Origin of the sequence: Steroidobacter sp., assembly GCF_036402275.1 — a bacterium.
Classification (GTDB): Bacteria; Pseudomonadota; Gammaproteobacteria; order Steroidobacterales; family Steroidobacteraceae; genus Steroidobacter.
This window is the reverse complement of record NZ_DASWTF010000027.1, coordinates 20,705-42,481: the sequence shown is the minus strand read 5'-3', so window position 1 is coordinate 42,481 and position 21,777 is coordinate 20,705. Positions and strand designations below refer to the sequence as shown.

General features: G+C 62.5%; 19 protein-coding genes. 1 reads left to right on the top strand and 18 read right to left on the bottom strand.

The window, feature by feature from the left end:
* Positions 1–13: 13 nt before the first annotated feature.
* From VGD45_RS12315 to VGD45_RS12255, 13 genes are all read right to left on the bottom strand, one after another.
* Positions 14–1,117, bottom strand: coding sequence for a glycosyltransferase family 1 protein (locus tag VGD45_RS12315; RefSeq protein ID WP_331155604.1), 1,104 nt, complete (start codon positions 1,115–1,117; stop codon positions 14–16).
* A gap of 33 nt (positions 1,118–1,150) precedes the next feature.
* Positions 1,151–1,978 (bottom strand): PIG-L family deacetylase, encoded by an 828-nt coding sequence (locus VGD45_RS12310; protein ID WP_331155603.1) that lies wholly within the window; start codon positions 1,976–1,978, stop codon positions 1,151–1,153.
* 7 nt (positions 1,979–1,985) lie between these two features.
* Positions 1,986–3,260, bottom strand: a complete 1,275-nt coding sequence (locus VGD45_RS12305; protein ID WP_331155602.1) for an oligosaccharide flippase family protein — start codon at positions 3,258–3,260, stop codon at positions 1,986–1,988.
* Between the two features lie 124 nt (positions 3,261–3,384).
* Positions 3,385–4,368, bottom strand: a complete 984-nt coding sequence (motD, locus tag VGD45_RS12300; RefSeq protein WP_331155601.1) for a flagellar motor protein MotD — start codon at positions 4,366–4,368, stop codon at positions 3,385–3,387.
* Positions 4,369–4,401: 33 nt separating this feature from the next.
* The gene (locus tag VGD45_RS12295; RefSeq protein ID WP_331155600.1) at positions 4,402–5,142 is read right to left on the bottom strand and encodes a flagellar motor protein; all 741 of its coding nucleotides are present in this window, start codon (positions 5,140–5,142) and stop codon (positions 4,402–4,404) included.
* Entirely contained in the window at positions 5,142–5,885 is a 744-nt protein-coding gene (locus tag VGD45_RS12290; RefSeq protein ID WP_331155599.1) for a protein phosphatase CheZ, read from the bottom strand. Before VGD45_RS12290 ends, VGD45_RS12295 begins: the two co-directional genes overlap by 1 nt.
* 44 nt (positions 5,886–5,929) lie before the next feature.
* Positions 5,930–6,316 carry a chemotaxis response regulator CheY gene (cheY, locus tag VGD45_RS12285; protein WP_331155598.1) on the bottom strand — a complete coding sequence of 129 codons (387 nt, stop codon included), beginning with the start codon at positions 6,314–6,316 and terminating at the stop codon, positions 5,930–5,932.
* A gap of 18 nt (positions 6,317–6,334) precedes the next feature.
* Positions 6,335–7,081 (bottom strand): RNA polymerase sigma factor FliA, encoded by a 747-nt coding sequence (locus tag VGD45_RS12280; protein WP_331155597.1) that lies wholly within the window; start codon positions 7,079–7,081, stop codon positions 6,335–6,337.
* Positions 7,078–7,950, bottom strand: a complete 873-nt coding sequence (locus VGD45_RS12275) for a MinD/ParA family protein (protein WP_331155596.1) — start codon at positions 7,948–7,950, stop codon at positions 7,078–7,080. Before VGD45_RS12275 ends, VGD45_RS12280 begins: the two co-directional genes overlap by 4 nt.
* 53 nt (positions 7,951–8,003) lie before the next feature.
* Entirely contained in the window at positions 8,004–9,308 is a 1,305-nt protein-coding gene (gene flhF / locus VGD45_RS12270) for a flagellar biosynthesis protein FlhF (RefSeq protein WP_331155595.1), read from the bottom strand.
* A 16-nt stretch (positions 9,309–9,324) separates the two neighbouring features.
* The gene (gene flhA, locus VGD45_RS12265) at positions 9,325–11,424 is read right to left on the bottom strand and encodes a flagellar biosynthesis protein FlhA (RefSeq protein ID WP_331155594.1); all 2,100 of its coding nucleotides are present in this window, start codon (positions 11,422–11,424) and stop codon (positions 9,325–9,327) included.
* A 441-nt stretch (positions 11,425–11,865) separates the two neighbouring features.
* Complete coding sequence (locus VGD45_RS12260; protein ID WP_331155593.1) at positions 11,866–12,294, bottom strand: VOC family protein; 429 nt, start codon at positions 12,292–12,294, stop codon at positions 11,866–11,868.
* A 1,028-nt stretch (positions 12,295–13,322) separates the two neighbouring features.
* Positions 13,323–13,676: a hypothetical protein gene (locus tag VGD45_RS12255; RefSeq protein WP_331155592.1), complete on the bottom strand. Its 354-nt coding sequence runs from the start codon at positions 13,674–13,676 to the stop codon at positions 13,323–13,325.
* A gap of 124 nt (positions 13,677–13,800) precedes the next feature.
* Between VGD45_RS12255 and VGD45_RS12250 the strand changes: the two genes are divergently transcribed.
* The gene (locus VGD45_RS12250) at positions 13,801–14,193 is read left to right on the top strand and encodes a nuclear transport factor 2 family protein (RefSeq protein WP_331155591.1); all 393 of its coding nucleotides are present in this window, start codon (positions 13,801–13,803) and stop codon (positions 14,191–14,193) included.
* Positions 14,194–14,242: 49 nt separating this feature from the next.
* Here the strand turns inward: VGD45_RS12250 and VGD45_RS12245 are convergent, their stop codons facing one another.
* The 5 genes from VGD45_RS12245 to VGD45_RS12225 all read right to left on the bottom strand — a co-directional run bounded on the left by VGD45_RS12245 (position 14,243) and on the right by VGD45_RS12225 (position 21,715).
* On the bottom strand, positions 14,243–16,558 hold the full coding sequence (locus VGD45_RS12245; protein WP_331155590.1) for a TonB-dependent receptor: 2,316 nt from the start codon (positions 16,556–16,558) through the stop codon (positions 14,243–14,245).
* Between the two features lie 21 nt (positions 16,559–16,579).
* On the bottom strand, positions 16,580–17,893 hold the full coding sequence (locus VGD45_RS12240) for an amidohydrolase family protein (protein ID WP_331155589.1): 1,314 nt from the start codon (positions 17,891–17,893) through the stop codon (positions 16,580–16,582).
* An 8-nt stretch (positions 17,894–17,901) separates the two neighbouring features.
* Positions 17,902–18,393 carry a heme-binding protein gene (locus VGD45_RS12235; protein WP_331155588.1) on the bottom strand — a complete coding sequence of 164 codons (492 nt, stop codon included), beginning with the start codon at positions 18,391–18,393 and terminating at the stop codon, positions 17,902–17,904.
* Positions 18,393–20,624, bottom strand: coding sequence for a PQQ-dependent dehydrogenase, methanol/ethanol family (locus VGD45_RS12230; RefSeq protein WP_331155587.1), 2,232 nt, complete (start codon positions 20,622–20,624; stop codon positions 18,393–18,395). The genes VGD45_RS12235 and VGD45_RS12230 overlap by 1 nt, the downstream gene beginning before the upstream one ends.
* Before the next feature lie 152 nt (positions 20,625–20,776).
* Positions 20,777–21,715: an AraC family transcriptional regulator gene (locus VGD45_RS12225; protein WP_331155586.1), complete on the bottom strand. Its 939-nt coding sequence runs from the start codon at positions 21,713–21,715 to the stop codon at positions 20,777–20,779.
* Positions 21,716–21,777 lie beyond the last annotated feature (62 nt).

The following is a 21,777-nucleotide window of genomic DNA, read 5'->3' as shown; positions in this document are numbered from 1 at the left end:
TGTGTGAGCCATGCTACAGGCTTTCCAGAACCCGCATCAATTCGCTTGCCGTGTGGGTCCAGGTGAAACGACGCGAACGCTCCAGGCCGGCCGCGATCTTGGCGGCGCGCAGCTCCCGATCGTTTAGCAATCGGTCGATGCCGGCGGCGATGGCGTCGACCGATTCGGGATCGACCAGCAACGCGGCGTCGCCCGCGATCTCCTTGGTGCCGAAGCGATCGGAAGTGAGCACCGGGCAGCCGCACGCCATGGCTTCCATGATGGGCATGCCCACCGACTCGTACAACGACGGCAACAACAGGCCGTCCGCGAGCTGATAAAACGCCGGCAGGTCTTTATTCTCAATCCAACCGGGCCATTTCACCCAGTCGGCGATATTCTGCCGCTTGGGCTCGTCCAGCTCATGCTCGGATAAATAACGATTGCCGCCACCGGCGATCACCAGCGGCACGCCTTGCGCCGGGCCGACTCTGGCGTAGGCCTGGATCAAGCGCGTGAAGTTCTTGGGCGGATACACGGCCCCGCAGTACAAGAGAAAGCGCGGCGGCAGAGCGAACCGCTGCCTTACCTCCTGCAGCTGTTCGGGCGACAGCCGCGCGTGGAAGCCGTCGCTCAAGCCCGAGTAAATCGTGTGGATGCGCTCCGGCGGCACGTTGAGATATTTCTTCAAGTGCTCGCTGGTGATCTCCGAAACCGAGATGAGCGCGTCGGCCTTGGCGGCGTACCGTGGCACTAGAAACAGATGACTCAGCCGATCCAGAAACCGCTGTGCCTCGGGCATCGCGTACCAGTCCAGGCCGTGACAGACCCAGGACGTTTTGCACTTGGCGCGCAACGGCACGGAATATTTTGGATTGAACAGCACGTCGATGCCGTAATCGCGCACCGCGCGCGGCACCTTGATCTGATCCCAGTACAGAATCGAGCCGCCTTCCAGCAACACCTCCTGCACGCCATCGACGCCCTGGTAAGTGCCGAGGCGCTGACGATTGCGGAACAACAGAACGATTTCGTGACGCCGATTGAGCTCGATCAGCGAGCGCACGACTTCCCGGGTGTAGACCTTCACCCCGCCCTCGTGCTGGTCGAAGTGTCGCAACATGATCCCTAAACGCATGACTGCAACTCGCCCGATTCGTCCCGCATCTCGTCAATGAGCACGGTAGCTCGTGAACTGCTCGCGATACTCCGGCAACGAAGTCGCGTAGAAAGCTTCAGCATAGCCGCCCGGCCCGCCTCGCGGGTTCATCAGGCCGGCCGAACGATGTGCGTTCAGTCCGATGCTGGCGTGCAGATAGTCACATTGCTCGAGCTGGCTGCGATACTCCTGCAGCGCCTGCTTCTTTGTTTCGACCGTGCTATCGATGCGCACCAGACAGTTGGGAAACAGCGGCGTCCACACTTCATAGCCCATGCACTGGAACTGCAGCGACGTGCCCGCCGCGGCATCGAGCAGCACGCGGCTCGCCGCACGATGGTCAGGATGCTCTTCCAGATAGAACGGCAAATAAACGATGTCGGGCTGGTGTTTCAGCAGCACCTCGCGCAGCTTCTCGGCCGCCCACTCGCACTTGTCGAGCGCTCCGTCCTCGGCATCCAGGCACACCATGCGATTGGCGCCCAACCGTTGCAAGGCCGCCCGCGCTTCGGCGGTTCGAAGCTCGATCAGCTCCTGCTGCTTCCGTTCGCGCTCTTCGCCATACATCGTGTTCACCTCGCTGCTCCCGTTGCGCCCATCCGTGAGAAACACCACGGTGATCTGCGCACCTCGTTGCGCATGCAATGCCAACGTTCCACCGCAGCCAATCGTTTCATCGTCCATGTGGGGCGCGAGCACCAGGACTTTTTCGGCGCCCGGCTGCCAGACCATGGCCGAATGGTTGTACACGCCGGAGACTTGCAGCAATCCGGACGATTGCAAATACGGGCGGGCCGCGCGGCTCAACCTCTTGAGCAGAACTTTAGTGAGCAATTTCATATCGGGCTCATGCCGGAGCGTAGCTTCTTCGCCGCAACGTGCCGAACAGATTGCCAAAATACAGCAGATCCACCAGTAGATAAGAGCACACCAGGGCCGCGATCGTGGCGTTGATGCCGAACAGCGGCGTCAGTCCCACCGTCAGCAGCACACAAACGATCGTGCCCACGGTGATGCGAATGGCCCGGGCGACATTCAGGTTGGCCGACAGCATCAACCGGCCGAGCACGATCTCGATCCCCTGCGCCAGCACGATTGCCGCCATCGCCGCGATGACACGTTCGGCGCCGGCGAAGCGTTCGCCCAGCACCGGAACCAATAACGGCGGCACGGCCAGATACATCGCGACCGCCAGCACCAGGGCGAGCACGAAACCGATCGTCAGCGCCTGGCGTGACAGTCTTTGAAATCCCTCTCGATGCGCGAATGCCTGGCACAAGCGCGGATAAACCGCGACGCCTATGAACCACAACGGCAGGCACGCGACCTCCACCAGTTTGAGCCCGGTCGTATAGATGCCGGCCGCGGCTGCTCCGACTTGCAAGGACAGCGCGATCACGCCGATGCGATTGAGCAATTGGCCGAGCAGGCCGACGGCGGCGAAGGACCACAACGTGCGCGCGCCGTCGAGCACGATCTGACCCGAGAGATTCGGTCGCAACCGCGCCTTGAACGAAGCCGCCGAGCGCAGCGCCAGCACCAGCATCAAAAAACCGCCGCCGGCGAACGCGGCCGAAGCGGCGTACAGCGACCAGTTGAACGCCAGGATCAACACACCGGTCACGACGAATGCGGACCCTCTGCCCAGCAGGTTGATCACGGCCGGCGGCATCATCTGCTGTTCCGCCATGGCCGGCACGAACAGGGTCGCGGAGAACGCCGCGCCCAACTGATAAATCGTCATGGAAACGATAATGGCCAGCATCTGCGGCGACGGGCGCGTGATCAATAAGTATCCGAGGAGCAAGACCATCACCACGATGGCGATGCACACTTGCGCGCCCAGCAAGTTCGAGATCAACGCCGGCCGGCGCTCGGGCGGCAGGGTCACGTACTCGCGAACGCCGTATTCGTCGATGCCCAGAGTCGCGGCGTAATAAACCAGGCCGGCGAGCGCGAAGGCGTAGCCATACTCGCCCGTCCCTTCCGGACCGAAGGTGCGTGAGACCGCCAGAAACAGCAGGAAATTGAGCAGGTCCGCGCCGACGCGGCAGGCGAGCAGCGCAATCGCATTGCGCCCAGCCAGGCGTCCCTGCGACTTTTGCGAGGAAATTCGATTCATTGACCCGCTTCGCGTAAGACGCTGCAGCGCCTTGTCCGTTATTCCGCGATTGAGCGTCGCGGATTTGGCTGTAAACGCGCCGCGTAGACGACGGTTCCCAGCCGCGCGAGATGTGACGGAAACTTTATCTAATACCGGGCGAAACCGGCGGCAATGGAGCCGCGGTCACCGCGGGTGCGGGTGTGACTTGAACTGTCGTGGCGGTCGGCTGGGGTTGGACGGCTTCGGTTTCCGGCTTGCCGCGCTCTTCGCCGTACTCGCCTTCGGGCAAGCCGCTGCCGCTCAAGATGACCAGCAGCACGCGTCGGTTCAGATTGCGGCCCTGCGCGGTGTCGTTGCTCTGCGCGGGACGATATTCGCCCAGGCCGACAATCGCCAGCCGCCGCGGGTCCATGCCGTTTTGAGTAAACAAGTGCACGACGCTAGCCGCGCGCGCCGCCGACAGCTCCCAGTTCGAAGTGAACGCCACCGAGCGGATCGGCATGTTATCGGTGTGCCCTTCCACTCGGATGGGATTGGGAAACGGTTTCAAAGTGAGCGCCAGCTGCTTGAGAATATCCTGCGCCTGCGGCGACAGCGTCGCGACGCCGCTCGGGAACAGGATGTCGGTGCGAATCTCCACTTCCACCCACACGCCGTGCCGACGCACCACGATCATTTGATCCCGGATCAGATCGCCCATCGCCTCTTCGACTTCGGCGGCGACGCTCTCGAGCTCGATGATGGCCGCCGAGGTGTGCTCGGCATCGTATGCGTTGTCCGAAGCCTGACCGGCGCCGTGACTCATCATATCGGACACTTTCAGCGGCGGCGCTTCCAGCATGCTGCGCGGCTGCCCATCGAGCATGGCCTGCTGCACGATGGTCATGTTGATATCGGCCCCCGAGCCGACGCTCTTCTCGCCGACCTGAATCGGCTGCAACGTTCGCGGCGAGCCACGGAACGCGGCCACGAGCGAATCGGAAAGGATTCGGTACTTGCCCTCGTTGACCGAGGACATCGCGTACATCACCACGAAAAACGCCAACAGCAACGTCACGAGGTCGCCATAGGGAATGGCCCACGCCTCGTGGTTGGTGTGCTCTTCGTGTTGGTGTCGGCGACCCATGCCAAAGTCCTATCAGGAATGTTCCTGGGTCGTCTAGTGCAGATAACCTTGCAGCTTCGCTTCGATGCTGCGCGGATTCTCGCCCTGCGCGATCGAGATCATGCCTTCGATGACCATCTCGCGCGTCTGGCTCATGGACTGAATGGCGACTTTGAGCTTGCTCGCGGCGGGGAGAAAGAACAGATTGGCGAAGCCGATGCCGTAGATCGTTGCGACGAACGCGGCGGCGATACCGTGGCCAAGCTTCGCGGGGTCGGCGAGATTCTGCATCACCGCCATCAAGCCGAGCACGGCGCCAATGATGCCCAGGGTCGGCGCATACACGCCCATGCCTTCGAACACTTTCGCCGCACGCGTATCCGCCTGCTCGCGCGTGTGGAGATCCACTTCGAGCACGTTGCGAATGATCTCCGGCTCGCTGCCGTCGACCACCAGCTGCAGTCCCTTGCGCACGAAATCATCCGGCTCGCGCTCGATCAAGGATTCGAGGCCGAGCAGGCCCTGCTTGCGAGCCGTGTTACTCCACTCCACCATCTTGGTGATCATGATGTGCCGTTGCACGGCCGGCGGACGAAACACCCACGGCAGGATCGAGAGCGCGCGCTTCATTACATGCAGAGGCGTCTGCAGGCAGATCGCGGCGATCGTGCCGACGATCACGATCATGAAGGCCGCGCCGGACAGCAGCGAATGGATGCCCGCGCCCTTGAGGACGGCGCCGACTCCGATCGCGCAGGCCGCGAGGACCAGACCGATGAGCGAGAGAATGTCCACTACATACCCAGACCGGCGAGCAGCGAGTCGACGTCAGACTGGCCGCTGACCGAAGGACCGTTATCCACGCCTGGCACCGCCGGACCGAAGCCACGCGACATTGTATCTTTCGCCGCGACCGGAGCGGCCTGAGGCCCGCCGCGCGACAGACGCACCAGATCCACCAGCGCGGTTTCCAGTTCCGACACCAGCTTCATCACGCCGCGGATGATCTGACCGGACAAATCCTGATAGCCCTGAGCCATGAGCACTTCGGTCAGATTGTTGCGGACCCTGTCCATGTCGGTGCGCGACGCCACGAGGAACACATCGAGCTGCGTGACCATGGAACGGAACTCTTCGACCTGAAGTTGACGCGCGCGGAACCTGGTCCACTTGCCCGAGATGTCATCAGCGGAACGCGCGGTGCGTTCGGCGAGCGGACCGCACTGCTCCACCAGATCCATGGTTTTATGCGCCGCCTCGTCGGTCATCTTCAACACATGGTCGAGGCGTGCGCGGGCGTCCGGCACTTCCTTCTCGGCCAGATCCACCAATCGCGAATCGACGCTGAAGCGGTCCAGCGCGGATTGCAGATCTCCGGTCAGCTTGCGCAACTCGGAGAACAGCGTGCGCTCGCGCCGGTGCACGAGCAGATCCAGCTCCGAAAGAAACAATTGCTCGTCGCCGGCCGCCAGCGCGCCCGCTAACGTGGCAATGCTCGAACCGTACTCCGCGCGTAGCGCATCTATGCCTGAAGTCATGTTGGTCAGCTCAAATATTCTTGGCGTGGAATCGCGTCCTGGCGTCATGCCGCGCGCTGCTCCAGAATCTTGTCGATTTTTTCCTTGAGCGTGACCGCGGTGAAAGGCTTGATGACGTAGCCGTTCACGCCGGCCTGCGCCGCTTCGATGATCTGCTCGCGCTTGGCTTCGGCGGTCAGCATCAGCACCGGCAGCTTGGCCAGCTTCGGATCCGAACGCACCGCCTTCAACAGATCCAGACCGGGCATGCCCGGCATGTTCCAATCGGTGACCAGGAAGTCGATGCCGCCCGACTGCAGGATGGGCAGCGCGGTCTGGCCGTCGTCGGCTTCCTGCACGTTGGCATAGCCGAGGTCGTTCAACAGATTTTTGATGATACGACGCATGGTCGAGAAGTCGTCGACCACCAGGAACTTCATATCTTTGCTCACGTCAGCTCTCTCCTAATCTCAGATCCGGGCCTCGACGCGGTCACGCCAATCCGCCAGTCGAGCTTTCAAACGCACCAGCGCCTGTCCATGCAGCTGGCAAACCCGCGATTCGGTCACTTTCAACACCGCGCCGATCTCTTTCAGATTCAGCTCGTCGTCGTAATACATCGACATCACCAGACGCTCGCGCTCCGGCAGCTCCTTGATCGCGCCCGCCAACGCCGAGCGGAAGCCGTCTTCGGTGGCGTCGAGGAACGGATCGGCGCCCTCGTCCTCCACGCGACCGAGCAACGATTCCTCGTCACCCGTGGAGTCGTCGAGACTCGCCACCCGGCAGCTCGCCGCGTCCTGCGCGATGCGGTGATACTCGTCGAGCGACACTCCCATGCGCTCGGCGATCTCGCTATCGCGAGCTTCGCGACCGAACTCGCCTTCCAGCTCGCGAATCGCCGCGGCCGCTGCACGGGCCTTGCGATGAACCGAGCGCGGCGCCCAGTCGAGCTTGCGTAGCGCATCCAGCATCGCGCCACGAATACGGATACCCGCATACGTTTCGAAGCTCGCGCCGCGGTCCGCCGTGTAGTTGGACGCGGCTTCCAGCAGGCCGAGCATGCCGGCCTGGATCAAGTCGGATACTTCGACCGAAGCCGGCAAACGCCCCGCCAGGTGATACGCGATGCGCTTCACCAGCTCGGCATGTCGAACCACCAGTGCATCAGTGTGGTTGGACGCGGTGGCGCCCTTGTAAGCGCGCACGCCGCTCATCGCACCACCTCCAGTCGCACCTGGGGACGGCGGACCAGCCGCTCCACGAAAAACTCGAGGTTGCCCCGTGGGCCCTCCGGTACAGGCCACTTATCGGCCTTGAGCGCCAGTTTCTTGAATGCGCGGGAGGCCGGGCTGGCCGGGAACGCGATCACGACGGGACGCTGTTCACGAATCGCACGGCGCAGATAAGGGTCTTCAGGGATTTCCCCAACGTATTCCAAGGTGACATCCAGGAACTTGCTGGTGACTTTCTGCAACTTCTCGAACAGGCCGGCGCCTTCGCCCGGTGCGCGGGCCATGTTCGCGACGACCTGGAACTTGTTGACGCCGTGGTTGCGGCTCAACACTTTGGCGAGCGCGTAGGCGTCGGTCATGGACGCGGGCTCATCGCACACCACCAGCAACACGTGCTGGGCAGCTTGTGTGAACTGCACCACGCTGTGCGCGATGCCGGCGGAGGTATCGACGATCAACGTATCGACGCGCGAGCTGATCGCGCTGAACGCCTGCACCAGACTGAGGTGACCCGCGGCCGACAGGTTGGCCAGCTCGGCCACACCGGAGGCGCCGGGCACTACTTGAATGCCGTGCGGAGATTCGAGAATGATTTCTTCGAGCGTGCGCTCGCCGCTCAACACGTGAGCCATCGTGTAACGGGGCGACAAACCGAGGAACACGTCGACGTTGGCCAGGCCGAGATCGCCATCGAGCAGCATGACGCGACGGCCGGCGCTCGCCAGCGCCGTGGCGAGATTGACGGAGACGCTCGTCTTGCCGACGCCGCCTTTACCGCCTGTGACTGCAATCACCTGCACCGGCCCGGGATTGGCCGCGCGTTGCAGTCCGATCGATTGAATTGATTCCATAGTCGCTAGTTTGAATTACGTGAGCAAATGAGAATTTGAACGAGTCGTCAGGTTCATGCGATGGCGTGAGCCACGGTGCCGAATCGGCGACGTAACAAGTCCTCATCCGCTGAGGCGCCAGACTTACGAGACAAATCAACCGCACGCGCAATCAGCTGGTGCGCGCGGGCAGGAGCGAGATCTTCCGGAACGCGCTGCCCTTCGCTGACGTAGGTCACCGGCAGGCGGGCGCGAATCAGAGTGGAGACTGCGCCGCCCAGGCTGGTCGCTTCGTCCAGCTTGGTCAGCACGCAAGCGGTCGGCTTGGCGGGTGCGAAACGCTGCACGGCTTCTTCGATCGCACCGGCCTGCGCGGCGGCGGACAGCACGAGCGTCGTTTCCATGCGCTTGCTCGCGGCGGCCAGCAGCGTGAGTTCCTCTTGCAGTCGCGGATCGCGCGGGCTCAGGCCGGCCGTGTCGATCAACACCAGACGTTTGTCTTGCAGGTGTTCGAGCAGGCCCGCGAGCTCCGCGGCGCCGTCGATGGCATAGGCTGGCACGCCCAGCAGGCGGCCGAGTGTTTGAATCTGTTCCTGCGCGCCGATGCGCACCGAGTCGGTCGAGATGAGCGCGATGTCGCGCGGGCCATGACGCAGCACCCAGCGAGCGGCGAGCTTGGCGATCAGCGTCGTCTTGCCGACGCCGGTCGCGCCCACCATGGCGACGACGCCACCGCCGTCCATCCAGCGCTCGCCGGTGGTTTCGATCTTGCGCGCCAGGAGGGCCAACGCGAGTCGATTAGCCTCAGCGAATTCCAGGCGCGTTGGCATCTGGGTCACGATTTCGGTGGCCAGATCCTGCGCGAGACCGAGCTGCGTCAGTTGCTTCAACAGCTCCGTCTGAATGGGCGAGCGGCGAGAGAGATCGTTCCATGCGAGCGTCGCGAGCTGAGTTTCCAACATGCGACGCAACGAGCGCAGCTCTTCGTTCACATCGCTGTTCTCGTCGATGAGATCGAGCCGCGACATATCTACGTCACGCACCGGATCGGCTTCGACGGCGTAACGGGCGCGATCGTTCGAGGGCGCGGCGTAGTTCGTCGTCTGGCTGCGCTCGCTGGCAAAGTGGCGCGTCAGCTCGGCGCGCTCGCTCGTATCGTTCTGAGCACGACGGTCAGCGCCGTACGTGTCGACGAGACCACTCTTAGCCGCCAGCTGCTCCGTCGCTGCGTCTTCTCCGTCGTAGTCGATCGCGGCAACGACTTCCACGCCGCCGGGCACCCGGCGACTCGACAAAATCACCGCGTCGGGACCCTGCGCGTCACGCACCTGGCGCAACGCTGTCCGCATGTCAGCCGCACGATATTGTTTGATCTTCATATCTTAGTGACTACTCTCAGCGACCCACCGCGGTGACCAGGCGCACCTTGCGATTGTCCGGAATCTCGTTCCACGCGAGCACGTGCATGTTCGGCACGATCGAACGCATGAAGCGCGCCAGCGTCTGGCGCAGCTGCGGCGGCACGAGCAACACCGCCGGTTCACCCGTCAGCTCCTGACGTTGCGCGGCTTCGGCGAGACGACGCTGCATGCGTTCCGCCAGTCCAGGCTCCAGGCCCGGCGTGGCCGCGGCGTTGCCCGACAGTGAATTCGTCAACAGCTGCTCCAGCTCCGGCTCGAGCGTGATCACCGGCAGCTCCGTCGACATACCCGCGATGTCCTGCACGATCTGGCGCCCGAGCGCGACACGAACGTGCGACTGCAACTGCAGCGGATCCTGCGTGCGAGCCGCGTGCTCGGCGAGCGTCTCGACAATCGTCCGCATGTTGCGAATCGGCACGCGCTCGGCGAGCAGACCTTGCAACGTGCGCACAACCGTGCCGAGCGGCAGGAGCCGAGGCGTCAAATCTTCGACGAGCTTCGGCGCCGTCTTGGCGAGCGTGTTCAATAGGTGCTGCACTTCTTCATGGCCGAGCAGCTCATGAGCGTGCGTCTGAATCACATTGCTGAGATGCGTGGCGATCACAGTGCTCGCATCGACCACCGTGTAACCCAGCGTCTGCGCGTGATCTCGCATCGAGGGTTCGATCCACACTGCTTCCATGCCGAATGCCGGATCGCGCGTCTCGATGCCGGTGAGGCGACCGAACACCTTGCCCGGATTGATGGCGAGCTCGCGCTCCGGATAGATCACGCCATCGCCCACCGGCACGCCGGCCAGATTGATGCGATATGAATTGGGCGCGAGGTCGAGGTTGTCGCGGATGTGTACGGTTTGAACGAGGAAGCCCAGATCCTGCGTGAGCTTGCGACGCACGCCGCGAATACGCGCGAGCAGATCGCCGCCCTGCGCCTTGTCGACCAGCGGTACCAGTCGATAACCGACCTCCAGGCCGATGATGTCGACCGGCTGCACGTCGTCCCACGTGAGCTCTTTCGAATCCGACGCCATCGGCGTCGGAGCCGCCGCAGCCGCGGCCGCCGCCATTTCTTCTTGCGTCGGCTGCTGCTGGGCGCGCTTGTGAAGCATCCACGCACCGCCGCCGCAGATCGCCGCCATCATCAGGAACGGCAGGTTCGGCATGCCAGGAATCAAACCCATCACGCCGAGCAAGCTCGCCGCAATCGCCAGCGCGCGTGGCTGACCGAACAACTGCTTCGACAACTCACCGCCCATGTCCTGCGCGCTCGACACACGAGTGACGATGATCGCGACCGCAGTCGAGAGCAGCAGCGCCGGAATCTGCGCGACGAGACCGTCACCGATGGCGAGCAGCGTATAGACACGAGCCGCGTCGCTGAACGACATGCCGTGGGCCATCATGCCGATGGCCAGGCCACCGATCATATTAATGATGAGGATGAGGATGCCCGCCGTCGCGTCACCACGGACGAACTTGCTGGCGCCGTCCATCGAGCCGTAGAAGTCAGCTTCCTGACGCACTTCGGCGCGACGGGTGCGCGCGTCTTCCTGAGTGATCAATCCGGCGTTGAGATCGGCGTCGATGGCCATCTGCTTGCCGGGCATCGCGTCCAGGGTGAAGCGTGCCGTCACTTCCGAAATACGACCCGAACCCTTGGTCACCACGATGAAGTTGATGATGGTGAGAATTGCGAACACGATCACACCGACGGCGTAATTACCGCCGATCACGAACTCACCGAACGACGCAATCACCTTACCCGCCGCATGCCCGCCCGTATGACCATGGAGGAGCACCACTCGCGTCGATGCCACGTTCAATGCGAGACGCAGCAAGGTGGCGAGCAGCAGGACCGTCGGGAAGATCGCGAACTCGAGCGGCCGCTGCACGTAGAACACGACCATCACCACGATCAACGACAGCGCGATGTTGAACGTGAACAGCACGTCGAGCGCGATCGGCGGCAACGGCAGGATCACCATCGCCAACACCGCCAACACGCCCACCGGCACCCCGATGCCAGATTGCATCAGCGCTTTCAGATCGAGCTTGGGGGCGATCGCGGCAGCCATCGTTCGTCGTCTTCGGTCGTGAGGTCGTCGTCAAAAAACCGTTGTCTGGTTCTGGCGTCGGTATTCCGACGCACGCCCTTTAGGGTGCAACTCCCTTGCCACGCACCATCCGGCGCGGCGGGAGTCAGTCACAGTTTGGAGAGGAGGCGTTAAGGCGAGGGCTGATGCCGCCGATAGCGCGGCGGCTTAGACGAGAGGGAGTGTGAAGTGGGTCACGCGAGGCGGGGGCTAACGATCGTGAACTCTAGACCGCCAATATCCGGGTTCCCTGCTGCCATGCGCGATCGCGACGATGTAAATCAGATCCATCGTGACCGCATAGACGATGGAAAAAGGAAACTTCCGAAGCACAAAGTGCCGCAATTCGTGGTCGAGTTGCGCCGTATGCCGCAATTGTTCTGCCACATGCGTGACTTCGCGTTTGGGGGCTCTTTCGGCAAATCAATCTTCCTGCAGCACCCCGCCCCAGCTCGCCGGATCGACATCCGCGATAGTCTCAGAGAACGTCCACACATAGCCCGCGAGATCCTTCGCGGAGTACTGGCGCTCGCCGTACGGATAGTCCGTGGGCTCGCTGATGATCGTCGCTCCGTGGTCTCTCGCTCGCGCGAAATGCGCGGATGCGTCGGCCACTCTGATCATCACGGAGAACGTGGTACGTGAGTTATGTCCGATGACACCTGCCGCGAGGACCACCGCGCCAAATCCAGCGTGGAGTTGCACCCGGTGGGTTCCGATGATGAGCCGCTCTCTAAAGCCGAAGGCGGCGCACAGCCACTTGGTCGCCGCGAGCACATCGGGATAATTTAGTACTGGAATGACCCCTGTGGTGGGCATCGAACGGTTGTTTAGCTCGATCTTCTCTTTCATAGTGAGACCTCGCACTCGCGCGCAACGGTGTTGCGCGAGATTTCTCCTTACGGTTCGGAACGAATCGGCCTTCTCATTTCTGGTCTTGACTCCATCACCACACACTCATCCTAGCGTTCGCTTGGTCGGCCTGTCTTTAGCGGCAGCTTCCCCACCATGCTTGGGCCGCCCTAGGGCGGCCCTCTTCATTGAAAACGACAAAATTTCCGACGGACTCTCTTCCGTATTCGGCTGCATAGGTCACTAGCGCGCTACAACATTCCATAACCTGAATTTATTTCATATTTCTAGTGGTTATCGCGATGGAAATTCACGTCCGTTGTCGCTTTACTACATAGGAACGGCAGCTTTACCACGGATGGTGGAGTTGCTCTCCAGGGAAGCGCGAGTCGTGCAAGGATCGCACGCGATGACCGAGGGTCGAGAGGAAGTCGACGATCGGCACGTCGCTGCTAGGGAAGAGCAGACTCGCGAAACTTCCTGAAGTCGCTCTCGTGCTGCTCCCACGGCAAGAGAACGACTTTCGATACAAGGAAAGTGAAATTGAGAACGAACAGGAAGTCGCAAGCGTGCGCACGCCACTCCATCGCCAGGAAGGCACAGCCGGCGTGTAACCGCATCACCCCATTTCGCCCGCCGCGGGTTGTGAGTAGCAGCTCGCGGCGGCGATGTTCCCAGCCAGTCGTCGATCCGACGAGCTGCCATCGCAAATCGGCAATATGTTTTTCGAGAGCCGACATCATCCACTGACACGGCAAAATATTTCAGCGAAAGCCGCTCCGCCGTGAGGGAGAACTGGGACGGATGTCGCTTTATTAGTTAGGAACAGCAGCTTCACCAAGGACGGAAGAGCTGCTCTCCAAGGAAGCGCGAGTCGTGCAGGGACCGCACGAGACGGCCGGGAAGCGACATGGAGTCGCCGAACGGAACGCCACTGCTCCGGAATGAGCGGACTCGCGAACTTTCCTGAGATCGGCCGAGCGTTGGACCGGACGCTCACGCGGCCTTACGTGGCTAGGGATCGTAGCTCACGAATTGGCGCCCTCATTCCGATGAGCATCGATGGCCGCGACGAACGCCGCGAGTTTGTCGTCGAAGTTTCCTTTGAGCAGGTCCATCACGGCGACGCCGCCAGCACCGACAGGCCGCTGCGCAGGCGGCTGCTCGAACGCGGCGATTGCCGAAAGCAGTCGTGTTTGCTGATTGGTCTCGGTGGAGGGATCCACTAGAAACATGATGTGCAGCTCATAACCCCAGCGCTGCTTGGCAGAGCGCACGAGCCAGCTCTCCTCCAGCCACCAATCCGCACCGTCCGTTCGCGCCACCAACTCCCATCCGGAGGCCGAAAGCGCATCCAGAAGGCGTGCCTTGAAGCCTTCCATGTATGGGTGACTACCCTCTAAGCTGGTTCTGGCCCAGCGATTTGGGCGGCTATGGTAGGCGCGCGAATCGGGAGGCACAATCGCCAGCAGTGGCCCACCGATTCCGAGGCGAGCGATGAACTTCATGTCCGCTGAAGCAGCCCGCGACTTCGCCCAACGATGGCTACCGGCCTGGACCGGAAACAATCCCGAGCGCCTAGTTGAGTTCTATTCAGACGACACGTTCTATCTGGACCCCGGCGCACCCGCTGGCATCAGCGGCAAACCGGCACTGCTCGAGTACTTTCGACGCCTGCTGAGATACAACCCGAACTGGGTATGGACTCAGATCGAAGCCATCCCGCTGGAAGATGGTTTTCTGAACAAATGGCGTGCGGATATTCCTGTCGGCGCAGAAGTGCTGAGCATCGTGGGCGTCTGCTTCGTGCAGCTGAACGCCGCGGGCAAGATCAAGAGGAACGAGGTCTACTTCGATCGCACTGAGTTGCTGGCGAAGATCGCGGCCCGCCGCGAGTGACCGCGGGGCAAGAGCCCTCCAACCCGAAGGGCCCCGCCTCCCAGCGCGTTTAGAAATTCAATCTCGCCCCCACACCGATGGTCCGAGGCCGCAGTGTCGTTGCCGACGACTCGCCAGACGTGCGAGAGAAATCGAGATACGGCGTTTCATCCAGCAGATTGTTGACGAACAGCCGGTACTGCCAGTCGCCGCGAAGCACCGTGAAGTTCACGTTGACGATGTCGTACGCGTCCTGGATCTGGGTCATGTTGGCGACGTTGGCGGAGCTGCCATCCGGATAGGTCACCAGCATGGTCGTGTCGAACTGACGCAGGCTGGAGTCGCGGTACTGATACTCGGCTCGCAACGTCGCCTCCATGGTCTCGCTCAACTGGAACTTGTAGTCGCCGTAGACGTTGCCCATCCACTCCGGCGTATCGAGCACGGACTGGCCAACTTGCGCCGACACGCCCGGCGCGGACTCGGTGATCTCCGCGTCGGTGTAGCTCGCGGTGCCGCCGAGCGTAAGCGCATCGGTGATCGCCGCTTCGACAGCGAGCTCAGCGCCCTTGATTTCCGCCGCACCGACATTGCCCACGAATTGGAAGCCGCAAGTCGGCAGATTCACCTGCTGCTGAATCTTGCTCCAGTCCGTGTAATACACAGCGGCGTTCACAGTGGCACGACGATCCAGCACTTGATTCTTGCTGCCGATCTCGTACGTCCACAGCGTATCGGGACGGTAGCCGTCCGGCACGCGATCGATGCCGAGCCGTTCGAAATCGGGCGCGCACAGCGGGCTGTTGGTGTTGAATCGATTCGGACCGCCCTGCCGGAAGCCTTTGCTCGCGGTCGTGTACAGCATATTGTCCGGCGTCGCGCGCCAGGCGAGCGATACCTTCGGCGTCACGCCATCTTCGGTGCTCTTCTTGTTCTCGACCGTGCTGGCTCCGCCGTTGAAGATGCCGTCGAAGTCGCCATTGACCGTCTGCTCAGCATCGAAGTACCGCAGGCCCAAGGTGAGATCCAGGTTCGACAGGATCTCGTAAGTGACCTCGCCGAACGCGGCAAACTGCTTGCTATCGGTGCGCTGATCGCCGAAGTAAGTCACGTCCGTACCCAGTCCGAACGGCACCCCCGCGCCCGCGGTGGTCACGACCTGGAGCAACCGATCTTCCTGATCCGCGTAGTACAGCCCGCCCACCCATTGCAAGCGTCCATTGAACGCGTCGCCGCTCAAACGCAGCTCCTGCGTGAACGTCTCGGTCGTGGTGTCGGAAGTATTGAACGAATCGTACGCAAAGAACGGCGCGGCGAGGTTGCCGATGAACAGCGAGTAGTCTCGATCCCAACTCACTTCGCGATCGACGAAGGCGGTGATGGACGTGAGCGTCGCGCCGCCAAAGTCATTGGTGATCGTCAGGCTGTAGATGCCCACATCGTCTTTGGTCGGCTGCGCGAAGCGATAGGAAGACCGGAATTCGGGCAGATTCGTGAAGAAGGTGTCCGTGCCGTCTTTCTCGCTCTTTTGGTAGAACACCGCCGGCACGATGGCCAGCGTGTCCGTGGGTGTGTACTTGGCCGACAAGCGAGCTGCAAGCAGGTCGCGCTCGTTCACATCGTCGCGACCGAAAGCGCTGAGCGTCGAATAGCGTGTCGGCACGATAGCCGCCGGCGGTTGGGTCGTGCTGCGCGTCCATACTTCCGTGAGGCCGTCGGGAACATTGTCGATGTAGCCGCCGGTCTTGCGATACGAGACACCGCCACGAACAGCGAGCTTCTCCTGGACCAGAGGAATATTCGCCACACCTTCCGCCTCATACGAAAGATCGCCACCGCGCGTGGTCGACAGGCCCGCGGACGTCGAGAACGACGTGCTATCGATCACCGGCTGACGGCTCACATATTTGATCGCGCCGCCCATGGCGCTGCCGCCGTACAGCGTGCCTTGCGGGCCTTTCAACACTTCGACGCGCTCGAAATCGAAGAACGCCGGGTCGATGGCGCCCGCGAACGCGGTGGAAATGGACACCAGCGAGATGTCGTCGAGATAAACGCCGACCGTAGGACTCGACGCCTCGGTGCTGACGCCGCGAATGGCATAGCGACTCTGGCCTGGTTCAGTGCCGGCGAAAGAAACACCCGGCACGCTTCGTAACAAATCCTGGAACTGGGTGATGCCCTGCTGTTCGAGCTGAGCGCCGGAAACCGCGGTGAGCGCCATTGGCACTTCCTGAAGCTTCTGCTCGCGCTTCTGCGCCGTGACGACGATCTCCTCCAAACCGCCCAGGCCACCGGAGTCCTCCTGAGCCAGAACGTGCAGGGGGACAGCGCCGGCGATGACCGCGACTGTTGCCGCGGCCGAAAGATGCATTCGAGTGTTCACAGGATGACCTCGGGATGTTTTTCAGAATGCGACGGCGGCGCCGCCTGCCTTATAGATGCGTCCCTGCTTCATCACGAAAGACACTTGCTCGAGCACGCGGATGTCGGCGAGCGGGTCGCCTTCCACGGCGACGACATCGGCGAAGCGGCCAGGTTGCAAACTGCCGATGTCCTTGGTGCGATCGAGCAAATCAGCGGCGTTCTGCGTGGCCGCCCGGATGACCTCGAATGCCGGCATCCCCGCTTCCACCATGTAGCCGAACTCACGCGCATTGCGACCGTGCGGATACACGCCGGAATCCGTGCCGAATGCGATTGGCACGCCCGCTTTGTATGCGCGGCCCAAGGCTGCAACCATCAACGGGCCAATCTCCAATGCTTTCGCAGCGACGGATGGAGGAAAGAATCCCGGCGTCTTCGCCGCTTCGGCGACGGAAGCGCCGGCGATGACGGTGGGTGTGAGATAGACGTGATTGCGCTTCATGAGCGCGTATGTTTTCGACGTGAGATACGAGCCGTGTTCGATCGAGGCAGCGCCCGCCATCACAGCCAGGTACGCACCTTCATCGCCGTGCGCGTGGGCAGCGACTTTCAAGCCGTGACTCTTGGCGGTTTCCACGATGGCTTGCAGCTCCGGCGCTGAGAACTGCGGCCCCGAGCCATGATCCGCCACGGACATCACGCCGCCAGTCGCCGTGACCTTGATGACATCCGCACCGCGCTTGATAGCGATTCGCGCGCCACGAATGGCGCTATCCACGCCATCGACTACTCCATCAGCTTCAGTGGGATGAAACAGTTCCTCGCGATATCCCGCGGAAGGATCGGCATGTCCGCCGGTGATTGACAGTGCGCTGGTCGCGACCAGCATGCGCGGTCCCGGCACGTCGCCTCGCTCGATTGCATTCTTCAGCGCTGCGTCAACCAGGTGTTGACCGCCGAGATCGCGAACGGTGGTGAAGCCGGCCATCAGCACCAGCTTCGCATTACGAGCCGCCTTGTAGGCGATGTCGCCGTCGGTATCGACGAACTTGCTCAGATAGCTGCCCTTGCCGAACTCCATCGTCAGATGCGTGTGGCTGTCGATGAAGCCAGGCATGCAGGTGGCTTGGCGAAGATCGACGGTTTTCGCACCCTCGGGCGCGGACACGAAACCGGCATCCACACGCACGACTCGACCCTGATCGATGACGATGGAGCGCTCTGCCAGCGGCTGCGCCGACGCGGCCGGATCGATCAACTTGCCGCAATGAACGACGACGCTGCCGTGGGCAATGGCCGCGCTCATCCAAAGGCCCACTGCGACGCTGACGGTGAGTGAAGAACGAAACATCATGAACTGTCTCAACTGCTGGCCTTGACCGCACCGACTGCGCTCATAGCGCACGCCGCATCCTGATCAGGCTGAGCGCCCGACACACCAACAGCCCCTCCGACAGCATCCGCGCCGCGCGAGAACGGCACGCCGCCGGGAATGGCAGTGAGTTGCATGGTGATGAATGCGTCGCGCGTGCCAGCGTCACCTTGCACGATCGGCGCAAGCACCGCGGTGGGCGCATGGGTGCGCACTGAAGTGCGCGCTTTGAGCAACGCCGCGTCGCTTGAAACCGGCATCGCACCGTCCTGACGCTTCGACGCGATGAGCGCGCCGCTCGCGTCCACGACCACGACACTCAACGGCGGTAACTTGTTGGTCGCGGCGTAAGCGAAGCAGCTGGAGATCATTCGTTCCGCGGCGACGAGCATCGACTCGGCGCGAGGCGGCGCACTCTGGCCGAGAGCGGACGGCCCGACGCACAACACACAGGCGGCAACAAACGTTCGCATTTGTGACATCAGCGAGAAACTCCATTGTCAGCGGTGACAGGCGTGTGAGGCGCAGATTCCGGCACGTGCGGCGCGGACTGCGGAGTGTTCTGAGTTGTTTCGTAAGCGCGCCATGCCGAATCGACGACGGCCGCACGAATCTGCTGAGCTTCCGCCGGCGTGATCGATCCAGCGAACGAGCCCATGCCCTTGGCAGCGCGCACGCCCTTCAAGACGATGTCCTCGAACTGCCGATGGGTCTCCGCGCTCATCCAGCGCAGATCGGGAATCGCGCCGGGTCCTTCATTGGCGTGGCATCGGGCGCAATTGCGCTTCAGCAACGCGTTGCCTGCTTCGATATCCGCCGCGGATCCAAAACGCTCGACAGCGGGACGCGGCACGGACGACACGCGGTTCAACTCAGCCGGACGCGGCACGGCGCCGCCGTCGAGCTTGAATGTAACGATGCGGCCCGCGTTGCCGTATCTTGCGGCTGCCGTGCCAACGGGATGCACACCGCCCAACGCGCCACCGAACCCCGCCATCACAGCGACGTATTGAACGCCGTCGAGCTCGTAGGTCATTGGCGCGGCCATGATGCTCGTGCCGATGTCGATCGCCGCGAGCGGATGACCGTCGGTCGCTCGATAGATATGTAACGCACCGGTCGACTGGCCCTGGAACACCAGATTGCCCGACGTCGTCATCACGCCGCCGCCGTTCCACAGCGCATTCATCTGGCCGGTCCATTGACCCGAGGTGTCGACCTCCCAGACCACTTTGTTTGCAACCGGATCCCATGCGCGGAGGAAGCCGCGAATGGTCGTGTCAGGCTGCCCCTTGGCGAGCTCGGCAAGCGGCGGCAGATGTTTCGCGGCCGGCGACTCCAAACCCCAATCGCCCGCGTGCGCCGCCGGGAAACCATAGAGCGCGCCCGTGTTGATTCCGGCTTTGGCATAGACGTAAGGAGCATCGGGAATCCAGAACACGGCGCTCGCTTCCAGCGCCGGGATATACACGAGTCCCGTGTCCGGATTGAAAGCCATGGGCTGCCAGTTGTGCCCGCCCGCCGGCGAGGGAAACACCAGTCGCGGCTCGTTGCCGTAGTCGCCCTGTTCCGTTTCGACCGGACGACCGGTTTTCTCATCGACCCCCGATGCCCACGTCACGGGCACATAAGGTCTGGCGGAGAGCAACTCGCCGGTGCTGCGATCGAGCACGTAGAAAAATCCATTCTTCGGCGCCTGCATGAGCACCTGACGCGTGCGATCGCCGATGCGCAGATCGGCCAGAATCATTTTCTGTGTGGCGGTGTAATCCCACTGATCGCCCGGCGTGGTCTGGTAGTGCCACACGAGCCGGCCGGTCTTGGGATCGATCGCGAGGATCGAGGAGACAAACAGATTGTCGCCGCCGCCCGGACTGCGCAGCTTGCGTGGATACAAAGCGGAGTTGCCGACGCCTACATATAAGAGATCCAGTGTCGGATCGTAGGCCATGCCGTCCCACACGGTGCCGCCGAGCCCGACTTCCCAGCGCGAGTTGGGATCCCAGGTCTTCGCCGCTCGTTCCAGCTCGGGATGCTCGAAAGGTCCCTGTGAGCTGGCAGGCACGGTAAAAAAGCGCCACGCCAGCTCGCCCGTGGCGATTCGATAAGCACTGAAGTAACCGCGTGCATCGAGCTCGCCGCCGGAATTGCCGATAACCACCACGTCGCCCGCGACATACGGCGAACCGGTGACGGTGTAACCACGCTCGTGATCGACGATGGTATCGACTTGCCACAGCAGCTTGCCGTCGTTGGCGTCGAGCGCCGACAGCCGCCCATCGATGGAGGCTGTGTACACGCGCCCGTCGGAGACCGCGAGACCGCGGCTGACGATGCCGCAACAGACTTTGCTCGTGATGGCGCTATCGACCTTGGGATCGAAGACCCAGCGCCGCTGACCGGTGCGCGCATCGACGGCGTGCACGAATCCCCAGGGCGCGCTGGCGTACATCACGCCGTTGACGACGACCGGCGTCGCTTCCTGACCATGCGTCGTTTCGAGATCGTAGTCCCAGGCGAAGCCGAGCCGCCCGGCGTTGGCCGCGTCGATCTGCTTGAGCGGGGAATGATAGGTCTGGGCGGCATCGTGGCCGCCGGTCAGCCAGCCGGCATCGGCCACCCGGGAAGAGGCTGCTTCCCGCTTGGAACAAGCGGCCGCCAGCACGGCCATGACGCCCACGGCCAACAACGCACGCCACGCCGCATCGCTCACGAGTGACTCTCCCGGATCCCCAAAGACGATCGAATACGGGACAGTGTTTTACGCGATGCCGGGCCCAGCGGCTTACGGGATCGTCACTAAGTCGTTCGAGATCGTCACAATCGGGCGGACGGTCGAATCGAAAGGGCGTCGGCTACCTTCGATCAGAGAATCAGCCCTCGTGACTCGCTGGGGGAGTGGCCGAAGAAGCGGTGGAAGGCGGAGCTGAAGGCGCCGGTGGACGAATAGCCTACGGACAGGGCGACCTCCGACACGCTGAGGCTGGACTCGCGCAGCAGGCGCCGCGCCTCGCTCATTCGCAAGCCGCTGGCGAAGTCGAAGATCGATACGCCGAACAGGTTGCGAAAGCCCGTGCAGAGCTTGTTGCGATTGAGCCCGAATTCGCGGGTGAGATCCTCGATGCGCGCGCCTTCCATGAAGCTCGTTTCCAAGCGCTCGCGCACTTGTTGCAAGCGTCGCTTGTCACGCTCGGTCAGTCGTATGGAAGACCCTCGCGATTCGGCGGGCGAGACCAGGTGCTCCAGCACGATATGGATGAACTCGAGCGCCTTTGCCTCCAGGAACAGCTTGCGCAACGGTCCGGTGCGGCGGCACCCGAGAATCTCCTTCGCGAGGCGGATCTCATCCGGCGTGGGCACCGCTGTTGCCAGCCGCGGTGAGTAAGCGTAGCGACTGATGACATCTTCCAGCGCGACCGGAACAGTCGTGTTGCCGGCGTCGAGATACTCCATGAATCGCGAGCGATTCATGGCGACAGTGATCGACACCTCGTCGTGGTCAGCCAGGATATGGTCGGTTTTGGGCAAGTCGCGTTCGTGCAGGAGCACTGCTGTCGCCGTGTCCTCCAGCGCCAGGCGGTCGAAACCGTCGAAGGTCAGCGAGCGGCGGCCTGACAGCCGGACATGAAATTTGATCATGTCCTCGCCGTGGAACAGGCCGTCGAAGCGTTCGCGCAGCCGGTAATTGTCGATGGAGAGCCACAGCCGGCTACCGAAGTCGATCACCTCCGGCGCACCCGTGCCCGATACAGCTGGTATCGGCGACCCGGTCGCGGATTGCAACGAAAGCATCGATCCGGTCATCTATGGACCTCGGCCTCTCGGACTCTCCCCCGGAGCCGAGTCTATGCCAAGGTCTGGTCCGA